The organism is Xanthomonas sp. NCPPB 2922, assembly GCF_041520885.1.
GTDB classification, from domain to species: Bacteria; Pseudomonadota; Gammaproteobacteria; order Xanthomonadales; family Xanthomonadaceae; genus Xanthomonas; species Xanthomonas campestris.
In genome coordinates, this window is record NZ_JBGOFY010000008.1 from 127,463 (window position 1) to 139,502 (window position 12,040).

The window sequence follows — 12,040 nt, forward strand, 5'->3', positions numbered from 1 at the left end:
GAGCGTGCGGCAGGCCACGCTTTGCCGCCTATTCGCCTTTGGTCGTAGCTGCAATGCAGCATTTCGCAAGGCGACCGACTGTCGCAGCGGCAGTTACGACCATGGTCTAAGACTCCGTTGACCGCCGGGACAGAATGGATGCGGCACACTGATTGTCTACGGGGCACGCGCAAGCGGCCCTCTTCCGACAAGTTGATCGCAAGTGAGGGTGCCATGGCTGATGTTTATCCCGTCGATCCCGCGTTCGCCGCCGGTGCGCGCATCACGCGGGAACAGTACGCAACGCTGTACCGCGAATCGATCGAACACCCCGAGCAGTTCTGGGGCAAGGCCGCGCAGCGGCTGGACTGGTTCAAGCAACCCACCCAGATCAAGGACGTCAGCTTCGCGCTGGATGACTTCCACGTGCGCTGGTTCGGCGACGGCGAGCTCAATGCCAGCGTCAACTGCCTGGACCGCCAGCTGGCCACCCGCGGCGACAAGACCGCGCTGCTGTTCGAACCCGACAGCCCGGATTCGCCGTCCTACCCGGTCACCTACCGCGAGCTCTATGAGCGCGTGTGCAAGCTGGGCAACGCGCTGCGCAACCTGGGCGTCAAGAAGGGCGACCGGGTCACCATCTATCTGCCGATGATCGTCGATGCGGCCGTGGCGATGCTCGCCTGCGCGCGCATCGGTGCGGTGCACTCGGTGGTGTTTGGCGGCTTTGCGGCCAACTCCATCGCCGACCGCGTGATCGACTGCCAGAGCAAGCTGATCATCACCGCCGACGAAGGCCTGCGCGGCGGCAAGAAGATCCCGCTCAAGGCGAACGTGGACGCGGCGCTGAAGATCCCCGGCACCAACACGGTCGAAACCGTGCTGGTGGTGCGCCACACCGGCGGTGCAGTGGACATGCAGGCCCCGCGCGACCGCTGGTTCCATGACGTGGTCGATGGCCAGCCGGCCGAGTGCGAACCCGAGCGCATGAACGCGGAAGACCCGTTGTTCATCCTCTACACCTCCGGGTCCACCGGCAAGCCCAAGGGCGTGCTGCACACCACCGCCGGCTACCTGCTGTTTGCCAGCTATACGCATGAAGTGGTGTTCGATCTGCGCGAGGACGACATCTACTGGTGCACCGCCGACGTGGGCTGGGTTACCGGCCACAGCTACATCGTCTACGGCCCGCTGGCCAACGGCGCCACCGCGGTGATGTTCGAAGGCGTGCCGAATTACCCCAACGTCTCGCGTTTCTGGGAAGTGATCGACAAGCACCAGGTCACCATCTTCTACACCGCGCCCACCGCCATCCGCGCGTTGATGCGCGAAGGCGAAGCACCGGTCAAGAAGACCTCGCGCAGCAGCCTGCGCCTACTCGGCAGCGTTGGCGAGCCGATCAATCCCGAAGCCTGGCGCTGGTACTACGAGGTGGTCGGCGACAGCCGCTGCCCGATCGTGGACACCTGGTGGCAGACCGAAACCGGCGGCATCCTGATCTCGCCGCTGGCCGGCGCGGTGGACCTCAAGCCCGGCTCGGCCACCCTGCCGTTCTTCGGCGTGCAGCCGGCGCTGGTCGATGCCGAAGGCAAGATTCTGGAAGGCGCCACCGAGGGCAACCTGGTGCTGCTGGATTCGTGGCCGGGCCAGATGCGCACCGTCTACGGCGACCACCAGCGCTTCATCGACACTTACTTCCGCACCTACCCCGGCAGCTACTTCACCGGTGACGGCTGCCGCCGCGACGCCGATGGCTACTACTGGATCACCGGCCGCGTGGACGACGTGATCAACGTCTCCGGCCACCGCATCGGCACCGCCGAGGTGGAAAGCGCGCTGGTCTCGCACCCGAAGGTGGCTGAAGCGGCCGTGGTCGGCTTCCCGCACGACGTCAAGGGCCAGGGCATCTACGCCTACGTGACCCTGATCGCCGGCGAGACGCCCAGCGAAGAGCTGCACAAGGAACTGGTGAGCTGGGTGCGCAAGGAGATCGGCCCGATCGCCTCGCCGGACCATCTGCAGTGGGCCCCAGGCCTGCCGAAGACCCGCTCGGGCAAGATCATGCGCCGCATCCTGCGCAAGATCGCCGAAAACGCCCCGGATCAGCTGGGCGACACCTCCACGCTGGCCGATCCATCGGTGGTGGATTCGCTGGTCAATGAGCGGCTGACGCGCTGAGGAGCTGGGAGTGGGGAATCGGGAGTGCGGAATCGTGAGAGCGGTTCCCTGGGGGCTGGGGAGTTAGGGCGCGAGGTGGGGATTGGTGAGACGCCGATCCCTGTTCGCGCACCTCCTCTTCGGCGCCCCGCTCCCGCCGCCTTACACGCCCAACGCCAGATCGCACGCCCTTCGCTTTCCGCTGTTGCTTTTGCAATTCCCGATTCCCCACTCCCGATTCCCGGCCCCAAAATGACCACCCTGCTGATTGCCGACGACCATCCCTTGTTCCGTGAAGCCTTGCGCGGGGCGGTGCAGCGGGTGATGCCGGGGGTGGAACTGTTCGAGGCCGACAACGTGGACGCGCTGTATACCCTGGCCGATGCGCAGCCCGATGCCGACCTGTTGCTGATGGATCTCAACATGCCGGGCGCGCAGGGATTCAGCGCGCTGGTGCATATGCGCTCGCTGCATCCGCAGCTGCCGGTGGTGGTTGTGTCTGCACGCGAAGAGCCCACGGTGATGCGGCGTGCGATCGACCATGGCGCGTTCGGATTCATCCCCAAATCCGCCGACTCGGACACTATTGGCCGCGCCCTGGCCACGGTGCTCGATGGCGAACGCTGGATTCCGGCCGAGGCACAGAACCTGCCGCCGACCGACAGCGAAGAACGTGAGGTTGGTCAGCGCCTGCGCGATCTCACCCCGCAACAATTCCGTGTGCTGCAGATGCTGGGCGCCGGCCGCCTCAACAAGCAGATCGCCTACGACCTGGGCGTGTCCGAAGCCACCATCAAGGCACACGTCACCGCGATTTTGCGCAAGCTTGGCGTTACGAATCGCACCCAGGCGGTGCTGATGGCCGGCAAGCTCGCCATCGATGCCGACGGCATCGTGCTGCCGCCGCCGGAAGACGACTGACGCGCGCAAGCGTGCGTGTGCGGCGTTGGGTTGGTCGGGGGAAGCCCTGTCGCGCCCGAGCGCGCTCCTACGTGTGATCCCGCTACCCTTTGCCGTCGTTGTTGTTGGGTTAAACGATAGAGTTGCGATGCCGCACAACGCAACGCCGCACCAGCGCAGGAGCGCACCTGGACGCGATGGGCTTTCTCGGCGAAGCCGCGTGTTGCAGAAGAACCCTGATACGCATTGGCGCGTACGACTGTGGTGGGCGTTACTAGTAAGGCCCCGTCGCGCCCGGGCGCGCCCCTACATGTGATCTCGCTACATTTGCAGTCGCCTTCGTTGCTGGGCAATCGATAGAGTTGCTATGCCGCGCAACGCAACCCGCACCAGCGTAGGAGCGCACCTGGGCGCGAAGGCTTTCTCGGCGAAGCCGCGTGTTGCAGAAAAGCCCTGATGCGCATTGGCGCGTACGACTGTGGTCGGCGTTACCGGTAAAGCTCCGTCGCGCCCGGGTGCGCGCCTACATGTGGAGCTCTGCCGTCTATTCCGGCGCGCGCACGAACAAGATGTTCAGATCGCGCATCGGTACGAAGTTGGCCTGCTTGAACTGGAAGGTCAGCAGGTCGATCTTTTTCAGCTCACCATCGAAGCACAGGCTGAGGATGTCGCTGGCGGCCTGCTTGCGGATGGTCAGCTGGAAGTCCTTGATCGGGCCGTTCCAGTTCTTGCCGGTGGTGAGCACGTAGCGCAAGTTGGCCCAGGCCAGGCCGGACTGGCCTTCGCGGCGTTGCATGCTGGTCTTGGTGCCCGGTTCAATGCAGGCGTCCTTGGCATAGGACTCCAGCAAATACGTGCTGGGCTGCGGCACGCCGGTGGACAGGCTGGGCGCATACGCATGCCGGATCTGCACGCTGCGGCGCGCCGGAAAAGCCTGTTGCCACACGAAGTACTCGTTGAGGGTGAAACGCGGTTGCGCGTCGGCATCGACCCAACGCGCGGGCAACGGTTTGCGTCCCTTGGGTGTGGTGCCGGATTCGGTGAAGGCGGCCACATCGTCCTGGGTCCAGCCGGTGGCAACGAACGCCTTGGAGATGTCGCTGCCGTCGTCCAGCAACACCACCAACTTGCGCGTGGTGGCAATCGGCTTGCCGTCCGCCCACAGTTTGAAATCGGTGAGTTCGCTGTGGTCGGCCATGCCGAAATACATCGGCGGCATCGGGAAGGCCACCGGCACGCTGAGGTCGCGCTCGCTGTTGTTGGTGAACACGTAGTCCACCTGTACGCGCTCCTCGCTCAGGAACAGCACTTCCTTGTCCATGCTGATGTCGGGCTGGTGCAGCAAGCGGATGGTGCCGTTGTCATCGCCAAAACTGCTGTCATTGGCCTGCGCGCTGGCGCAGACAAGCACGGCCAGCGCCAGCAGGCGGCGTGCGGAAAAGAGCGTATGCATGGGTCCCCTGGTACCGGCGCGCACCGGCGCGCCGCAGAGCGCTAGCATGCCATGTCATCTCCAGGCGCAGCAGACCCAAGCGCCACATCGCTGCGACTGCTCGCAATCGGGTACGACGCGCTTGCTCACCTTTGCCGGCCGCCAGCGAACCCACACGTTCTGCAACACGACCTGTTGGCAACATGCGCACCGCGCGCCAACCGCGTGCACTTGCGCAACTAACGGCTACGTCACGCAAGAAGACTGGCAAGCCCAAGCGCTGCGGCGTGATCGCTTCCACAGCCAGGTATCGCGCGCCATCGCAGTTGTCGATATCACCATTGACCATCTGCTGATGCCTGGACAAGGCTCGTGCTCACGCGATGCAGCAGGAGCACAGATGGCGCGACGTTTTCCATGGCTATGGTTGGGCTTGCTGGCGGCGTGCATCCTGGTGGCGGTGCTGGCGTGGCAGAACCAGCAATTGCGCACGCAGCAACATTGGCTGCAGACGCGCGTGACTGCGCCCTACGCCGGCATGTACGTGCCGACCATCGCTGCCCCGGGTGTGGATGGACGCAGCTATACGTTGGGCGCCGCGCAAGGTCAGCCGCAAGCGCTGTTTTTCTTCACCACCACCTGCCCGTATTGCCGGCGCTCGGCGCCGACGGTGGTGCGTGCGGCGCGCCAGTTGCAGGCCAACCTGCCGGGCCGTCCGCAATTGCTGGGCGTCTGCCATTGCGATCCGGCGCAGGCTGCGCGCTATGCGCACGTGCATGGTTTCGATTTTCCGGTGGTCACGCTGACCGACCGCCGCGCGCTGATGCTGTTTCGGGCGCCCAATGTGCCATTGGTGATGGCCGTCGATGGGGAGGGGCGCGTGCGCCATTCCCATGTTGGCCTGTTCGATACCACGGAGCGGGTGCAGGACCTGGTCGCCGCGTTGCGCCGCACGGATGCGCCAGCGGCATTGGCAACGGTGAAGGAGTGAGTGCATGAACAAGCGTTGGTTATCTGTACGCAATGCGTTGGTGGCAGCGGCGTTCCTGGCCAGTACCGGCTTCGGCGCATTCCAGGTCATGGCAGGCAGCAACACCCAGCCGACGGCCGAGGCCTGCAGCGCATGGCAATGCGCGGCCGAGTGTCCGGAATTCGGCGGTCAATTGGGGCAAGGCAACGTGTGCTATTGCTGCGGCTAAGCCGCCAGGCGGGGCCACGTGGCCCCGCTTTTTTGCACGCACGAACTGTGAGGCGCACTGCGTGCAAGGCAGCAAGCACCTGGTGGATATCGCATTAGACGGCGCGCGTGATGTGCGCTGTTTTTCTCGGCGTTGCAATGTAGTGACGTGCGCATGCGCTGAGTGCGTAGGTGATAGCGCTGCCTCAACGTGTTCCTGCATGTCCTCGCGCATGCTGTCCACACGTGCGCATGCACTGGCAATTCACCCAAGCGCAGCCAGCCGCATCAACCCAGCGCGCGATAGCGGAAATCACGTAGCACCACGCTGCCCTCCTGCGCGGCGTAGATGCCCAGCTGCAGACTCAGAAAGCCACCGAACACGTTGTGATGCATGCCGGAGACTTCCATGCGGGTGGGATGGCGCACCCAGTTGCGGCCCTCATCGAACGAATAGTGGTAGGTCACCACTTGCTGATCGTTGGTCAGGCGCAGGCGGATGTGGCGCTGCGTGGTGGGCGCGCGTGCCCACACCAGTCTTCGGAATATTCGTAGGTTTTCATGGTGTCGGCGGTGAAGCCAATCCCGACGAACGCCTTGTGGTTGTAGAACAGCAGGATGCCGCCTTCGGCATTGCCTACCAGCTCCAGTGAGACCTCGGCCGCGTAGGCATGATCGGGGACGCCGCAGGTCAGCGGTGCGCTGTCTGCCGGCGATGTGCCGGCGCAGGCCAGCGTCAACGCCTGGTTGGCCCGCCGCACGCGCGCCTGCTCGCCGGGCTTGGGCGCATGCAGGCTCCATTGGGTGCCGAGCTTGTCGGTGGAAAAGTCGTCCGACAACGCGAAGCCTGTCGCCATCGGTGCCGCCGCCGTTGCCGGATGCGCCGGCGTGCGCAACGGCCTGGACAGATCACCGCCGGTGGCACGGAACCAGCCATCGGCGGTCCATTCGATCGGCTCCAGCAAGGTCTGCCGGCCCAGCGTGCGGAAGCCGTTTTCGTAGCCGTGATAGACCATCCACCAGTCGCCGCGTGGGCCTTCCACCAGCGTGGCATGGCCGCGCGACCACCACGGCTCCTGCGGTGATTGCGTGAGCACCAGTGGATTGTGCGGGCAGTGTTCCCACGGCCCATGCACCGAGCGCGAACGTGCGGCGATCACCATGTGCCCGGTCACCGGCCCGGCGGTGCCGCCGACCGCGGTGACCAGATACAGCCAGCCGTTGTGCCAGGTGAGCTTGGGGCCCTCGGGCGCGAAGTTTTCCACCACCCAGTCGTCTGGATAACGCCACGGCGCGTATGCCGGTTCGAGCGGGCCGTCGGTGGCCAGGCCATCGGCGCGTAGACGGATCTTGCGGATGCCGTTGACGAACAGATAGCGCGCGCCGTCTTCGCCCACCACGTGGCCCGGGTCGATGCAGCCGGCGATCTTCAAATCGATCGGCGCGCTCCACGGGCCACGGATGTCATCGGCCCAGATCACGAAGATCGACCAACCACGGTCGTCCGGATTGGCCGGGATGTAGATGAAGTAGCGACCGTCGTGTTTGCACAGGTCCAGCGCCCAGATGGTGCCGAGCTGCTGGCGCAGGGCCGGGCCGATCGGCGTCCAGTTGAGCAGGTCGGTGGAATGCCACAGCACGATGCCCGGGTAGGAGAAGAACGACGAAAACGTCATGGAGTAGTCGTCGCCATCCTTGAGGATGGTTGGGTCCGGGTGGTCGCCGGCCACGATGGGATTGCGATAGGTGCCGTTGCCCAGATCCGCAGTGCGCTGGCCCTCGACTCCGCGCCCCCACTGCAGGAGTTGCCCGCAGGCTGCGGCCGGCGGGGCTGCGGTGGCGCCCAGCGCCGCCGGTGCCACGGCGGCACCGGCACTTGCCGCCAGCAGCTTGAATACGTCCCGCCGGGTGGGGGTTGGCACGCAGGGCCTGTGGCGTCATGAGGACCTGGTATCTAGCCCCAGCACCTGCATGCAGGCAACAGGGATTTGCCCTGCTATAGGAACCTCGACTGGCAGGCACGCCTGCCGGCATATGCTGCACTGCAGCGTGCCCTGTTTACTTATGATTGCGATATTCATATGCGAACAGCCCGGCCCCACCGGCTGCTGGATGTCCCCGATGTCGCATTACCGCTGTGCCGATCACGTGCGCCCCCTTGCCGCCCGCGCCCTGCGCACCCGGTGGCCGGCATGAATGTGCCGCGCCAGCGTGTGGGCAGCACTGCGGTGCAGTTGTCGGCACTGGGCTTTGGCGCGGCGCCGATCGGCAATCTGTACAGCGCAGTCGACGAGGGCGACGCGCTGGCCGCGGTGACGGGCGCGTTCGAGGCCGGCATCCGCCATTTCGATACCGCGCCCTACTACGGCTACGGGCTGAGCGAGGCGCGCCTGGGCCGTGGGCTGGCCGGCGTGCCGCGCGCGGACTACACGCTGTCGACCAAGGTGGGCCGCTGCGTTTATGACGACGCAACGGCCGTTGCCGGGCGCGACGGCTTTGCGGTGGCGGGCCGGCGCGCCGAGTTCGACTACAGCGCCGATGGCGTGCGGCGCGCGTTCGCCTCCAGCCTGGAACGCCTGGGCACCGACTACATCGATGTGCTGTTGCTGCACGACATCGGTGCGCTGACCCACGGCGACAACCACGCCAACGTGCTGCGCCAGGCCTTGGAGGAGGCCTTGCCGGCGATGGCGGAACTGAAGGCGGCCGGTGCGTGCGGGGCGATCGGGCTGGGCGTCAACGAGCAGGACGTGGCACTGGAGGTGCTGCCACGGTTTCCGCTCGACTGCGTGATGCTGGCCGGCCGCTACACCCTGCTGGAACAGCACGGCGCACGCGCGCTGCTGGACCAGGCGCAGCAACGCAACGTGGCGATCCTGTCGGCTGGCCCATACAGCTCGGGCCTGCTGAGCGATGCGCGCGGCCCTGGCGCAACCTATAACTACGCGCCGGTGGATGCAGCCACGCTGGACCATGCGCAGCGCCTGTACGCCGCCTGCGCCGCGTTCGGCGTGGATATCGGTGCGGCCGCGTTGCAGTTCCCGCTGGCGCATCCGGCGGTGATCACGGTGGTGGCAGGCATGCGTAGCGTGGCCGAAGTGCAGTCGGCCAGTGCGCGCCTGCAGGCGACGGTGCCGGCCGCACTGTGGCAGCGGCTGCGCGACGACGGCCTGCTCGACGCGGCGTTGCCCACGCCATGAGCCGGGTCGATGCGCACCTGCATTTCTGGCACCTGGGCCGTGGCGATTACGACTGGCTTACGCCGGAGCTGAGTGCGCTGTACCGCGACTTCGGTCCGGACGATGTGAGCGCCGCGCTGGATGCGGCCGATGTCGACAGCGTGGTGGTGGTGCAGGCCGCCGCCACCGAGGCGGAAACCTGCTACCTGTTCGAGCTGGCGCGCGACACCCCGCGCATCGCCGGCGTGGTGGGCTGGGTGGATTTTGCCGCGCCCGATGCACCGGCGCGGATCGGCGCATTGGTGCGCGCCGGCGGTGGCCTGCTCAAGGGCCTGCGCCCGATGGTGCAGGACATTGCCGATGTGCAGTGGCTGGCCAGCCCCGCGCTGGATGCCGCCTTCGACGCACTGATCGCGCACGACGTGGCATTCGATGCCTTGATCCGCGCCGCGCACGTGCCCGCGTTGCAGGCGCGCCTGCAGCGTCATCCCGGCCTGCGCGTGGTCGTCGACCATGGCGGCAAACCGGCGATTGCCGCCGGCGAATTCGTTGCCTGGGCCGCCGGCATCGCGGCGCTGGCGCAGCATCCCGGCGTGCACTGCAAACTCTCCGGCCTGCTCACCGAAGCGGCGCGCGGCGCCACCGCGCAAACGCTCGAGCCCTATGTGGCGCATCTGTTCGCACGCTTCGGCGGGCAACGTGTGCTGTGGGGTAGCGACTGGCCGGTGCTGACCCAGCGCGCGGACTACGCACAGTGGCTGCAGATCGCACAGCAGCTGGTACAGCAGTACGCCGACGGCCACGCCGCGGCGGTGTTCGGCGACAACGCACGCACGTTCTATCGTCTGCCACGGCCGGCGGCCCCCACCCACGGAACCTTATCGGTATGACAGTCTCCATTCCCACGACGCCCAACACCCGCCTGCAGGGCAAGCGCTGCCTGATCACCGCCGCCGGCGCCGGCATAGGCCGCGAAAGCGCGCTGGCCTGCGCACGCGCCGGTGCGCACGTGATCGCCACCGACATCGACGCCGCCGCGCTGAAGGCGCTGGCCGCCGAATCCGACGCCATCACTACCCAGTTGCTGGATGTCACCGACGCGGCGGCGATCACTGCGCTGGTCGCGGCGCACGGCCCGTTCGATGTGTTGTTCAACTGCGCCGGCTACGTGCATCAGGGCAGCATTCTGGACTGCGACGAGCCGGCCTGGCGCCGCTCGTTCTCGATCAATGTCGATGCGATGTACTACACCTGCAAGGCGGTGCTGCCGGGCATGCTGGAGCGCGGCCGCGGCAGCATCATCAACATGTCCTCGGTGGCTTCCAGCATCAAGGGCGTGCCGAACCGCTTCGTCTACGGCGTGACCAAGGCCGCAGTGATCGGCCTGAGCAAGGCGATCGCCGCCGATTACGTGGCCCAGGGCGTGCGCTGCAATGCGATCTGCCCTGGCACCATCAAGACGCCGTCGCTGGGCCAGCGCGTGCAAGCACTCGGCGGCGACGAGCAGGCGGTGTGGAAGAGCTTCACCGACCGCCAGCCGATGGGCCGCCTGGGCGACCCGCGCGAGATCGCGCAGCTGGTGGTGTACCTGGCCTCGGACGAATCGTCATTCACCACCGGCCAGACCCACATCATCGACGGCGGCTGGTCCAACTGAGCGCGGCAACGCATCAAGGTGCCGCTCACCACATCGTGGACGCGGCCAGTGCCAGATGCGGTCTGTATCGCGCGTCCGACTTGATTTGAGCACCCCGTCCTTATCCACCCGATGCACGCGCGCTAGGTTTGCTAGCCGCTCCATTCCTCATCTGCAAAGGAAGACTGCATGAAACTCGTACGCGTAGGCGCCCCCGGCCACGAACGTCCCGGCCTGATCGACAGCGACGGCAAGCTCCGCGACCTGAGCGGCGTGATCAGCGATGTGGCCGGTGAGCACATCACCAACGCCGGTCTGGACACGTTGCGCGCGCTGGATGTCGCATCGCTGCCGCTGATCGAAGGCGAGCAGCGCTACGGCGCGGCGGTTGGCCAGATCGGCAAGTTCATCTGCGTTGGCCTGAACTACGCCGACCACGCCGCCGAATCGGGCATGGAAGTGCCCAAGATGCCGATTCTTTTCATGAAAGCCACCACCGCGGTGTGCGGCCCCAACGACACCGTGATCATCCCGCGCGGCTCGGTGAAGAGCGACTGGGAAGTGGAGCTGGGCGTGGTGATTGGCGATGTGGCGCGCGATGTCTCGGTGGACGAGGCGCTGAACCACGTGGCCGGCTACGCGGTGATCAACGATCTGTCCGAACGCGAATTCCAGCTCGAACACGGTGGCCAGTGGGTCAAGGGCAAGAGCGCAGACACCTTCGGCCCGATCGGCCCGTGGTTGGTGACGCGCGATGAGATCGCCGACCCGCAGAACCTGTCGATGTGGCTGGAGGTCAACGGCCACCGCTACCAGCACGGCAGCACCCGCACGATGGTATTCGGCGTGGCCGAACTGGTCAGCCACATCAGCCGCTACATGACGCTGATGCCGGGCGATGTGATCAGCACCGGCACCCCGCCGGGCGTGGGCCTGGGCCAGAAGCCGCCGGTGTACCTCAAGCCGGGCGACGTGATGGAGCTGGAGATCGAAGGCCTGGGTCGCCAGCGTCAGCCAGTGGTGGCCCATCCGCGTGATGCGGCCTGAAGCTGTCTAAAGCCTTCCCTCTCCCTTCCCGGGATGCTGGTCCCCTGGGAGCGAGCTTGCAGTCAAGACAGGTAATGATGCATCCGCGCGATGCAACTCAAGCCCCTCTCCCCGCGGGAGAGGGGTTGGGGTGAGGGTACGTAGCGACGTATCCAAGCAGTTCGTCGCAATGTGTCTTTGTTGTTAGGCCTGACATGTCGGCACGTGTGTCGATGCGTCATGCGCAAATTTTTATATGCGGGGTGCGAGGGCGTTGAACTTCCAAGCGTCGCAGCGCGTCGATACCGACGCGCAGTGAGTCAGGAAGTTGATTTAGAGCGGCTAACAAAACGTAGCGAGCAGTCGTCAGGTGGGTGCGGACGGCGCGGAGGAACCGGAATGTACGTGGGTACATGCCGATTCCGAGCACCGGCCGCGCCCGCCTGGCGGCTGCGCAGTAGTTTTGATAGCTGCTCTTACTGATCTGCGTTGCAAGCGCATGGTCATTGCAGCGCTTCAGTATCTCCGGCGCTTTGCGTCCGTACCCTCACCCC

At 65.9% G+C, this 12,040-nt stretch carries 9 protein-coding genes, 1 other RNA gene and 1 pseudogene; 8 read left to right on the top strand and 3 right to left on the bottom strand.

The window, feature by feature from the left end; all coding sequences use genetic code 11:
- The first annotated feature begins 213 nt into the window (after window positions 1–213).
- Both acs and ACD584_RS11435 read left to right on the top strand, forming a co-directional pair.
- Complete coding sequence (gene acs, locus ACD584_RS11430; RefSeq protein WP_014506105.1) at window positions 214–2,157, top strand: acetate--CoA ligase; 1,944 nt, start codon at window positions 214–216, stop codon at window positions 2,155–2,157.
- Window positions 2,158–2,388: 231 nt separating this feature from the next.
- On the top strand, window positions 2,389–3,057 hold the full coding sequence (locus tag ACD584_RS11435; RefSeq protein ID WP_011039130.1) for a response regulator transcription factor: 669 nt from the start codon (window positions 2,389–2,391) through the stop codon (window positions 3,055–3,057).
- A 523-nt stretch (window positions 3,058–3,580) separates the two neighbouring features.
- Here the strand turns inward: ACD584_RS11435 and ACD584_RS11440 are convergent.
- Window positions 3,581–4,489, bottom strand: a complete 909-nt coding sequence (locus ACD584_RS11440) for a DUF4424 domain-containing protein (protein ID WP_076035748.1) — start codon at window positions 4,487–4,489, stop codon at window positions 3,581–3,583.
- Window positions 4,490–4,895: 406 nt separating this feature from the next.
- On the opposite strand from ACD584_RS11440, the gene ACD584_RS11445 reads away from it, so the two are divergent.
- Together ACD584_RS11445 and ACD584_RS11450 are read left to right on the top strand one after the other, a co-directional pair.
- Window positions 4,896–5,459 (top strand): peroxiredoxin, encoded by a 564-nt coding sequence (locus ACD584_RS11445; RefSeq protein WP_175611785.1) that lies wholly within the window; start codon window positions 4,896–4,898, stop codon window positions 5,457–5,459.
- Between the two features lie 4 nt (window positions 5,460–5,463).
- Complete coding sequence (locus ACD584_RS11450) at window positions 5,464–5,667, top strand: hypothetical protein (protein WP_014506100.1); 204 nt, start codon at window positions 5,464–5,466, stop codon at window positions 5,665–5,667.
- Between the two features lie 266 nt (window positions 5,668–5,933).
- Here ACD584_RS11450 and ACD584_RS11455 read toward each other — a convergent pair.
- A pseudogene (locus ACD584_RS11455) lies at window positions 5,934–7,567 on the bottom strand (family 43 glycosylhydrolase).
- Between the two features lie 270 nt (window positions 7,568–7,837).
- Between ACD584_RS11455 and ACD584_RS11460 the strand changes: the two are divergent.
- The 4 genes from ACD584_RS11460 (at window position 7,838) to ACD584_RS11475 (ending at window position 11,507) form a co-directional block, all read left to right on the top strand.
- A complete protein-coding gene (locus ACD584_RS11460) occupies window positions 7,838–8,845 on the top strand; it encodes an aldo/keto reductase (protein WP_040942071.1) in 1,008 nt (335 codons plus the stop codon).
- Window positions 8,842–9,714, top strand: coding sequence for an amidohydrolase (locus tag ACD584_RS11465; protein ID WP_076035746.1), 873 nt, complete (start codon window positions 8,842–8,844; stop codon window positions 9,712–9,714). The genes ACD584_RS11460 and ACD584_RS11465 overlap by 4 nt, the downstream gene beginning before the upstream one ends.
- Window positions 9,711–10,481, top strand: coding sequence for an SDR family oxidoreductase (locus tag ACD584_RS11470; protein ID WP_175611458.1), 771 nt, complete (start codon window positions 9,711–9,713; stop codon window positions 10,479–10,481). The genes ACD584_RS11465 and ACD584_RS11470 overlap by 4 nt, the downstream gene beginning before the upstream one ends.
- A 168-nt stretch (window positions 10,482–10,649) precedes the next feature.
- On the top strand, window positions 10,650–11,507 hold the full coding sequence (locus tag ACD584_RS11475; RefSeq protein ID WP_076035744.1) for a fumarylacetoacetate hydrolase family protein: 858 nt from the start codon (window positions 10,650–10,652) through the stop codon (window positions 11,505–11,507).
- Window positions 11,508–11,826: 319 nt separating this feature from the next.
- On the opposite strand, the gene ACD584_RS11480 is transcribed toward ACD584_RS11475, so the two are convergent.
- Window positions 11,827–11,901: non-coding RNA, sX9 sRNA (locus ACD584_RS11480), on the bottom strand.
- Window positions 11,902–12,040: the final 139 nt, after the last annotated feature.

Bases quoted from the DNA above. Each gene is read 5' to 3' on its own strand.
- acs (WP_014506105.1), top strand. From the start codon at position 214: ATGGCTGATGTTTATCCCGTCGATCCCGCGTTCGCCGCCGGTGCGCGC.
- ACD584_RS11435 (WP_011039130.1), top strand. From the start codon at position 2,389: ATGACCACCCTGCTGATTGCCGACGACCATCCCTTGTTCCGTGAAGCC.
- ACD584_RS11440 (WP_076035748.1), bottom strand. From the start codon at position 4,489: ATGCATACGCTCTTTTCCGCACGCCGCCTGCTGGCGCTGGCCGTGCTT.
- ACD584_RS11450 (WP_014506100.1), top strand. From the start codon at position 5,464: ATGAACAAGCGTTGGTTATCTGTACGCAATGCGTTGGTGGCAGCGGCG.
- ACD584_RS11460 (WP_040942071.1), top strand. From the start codon at position 7,838: ATGAATGTGCCGCGCCAGCGTGTGGGCAGCACTGCGGTGCAGTTGTCG.
- ACD584_RS11465 (WP_076035746.1), top strand. From the start codon at position 8,842: ATGAGCCGGGTCGATGCGCACCTGCATTTCTGGCACCTGGGCCGTGGC.
- ACD584_RS11470 (WP_175611458.1), top strand. From the start codon at position 9,711: ATGACAGTCTCCATTCCCACGACGCCCAACACCCGCCTGCAGGGCAAG.
- ACD584_RS11475 (WP_076035744.1), top strand. From the start codon at position 10,650: ATGAAACTCGTACGCGTAGGCGCCCCCGGCCACGAACGTCCCGGCCTG.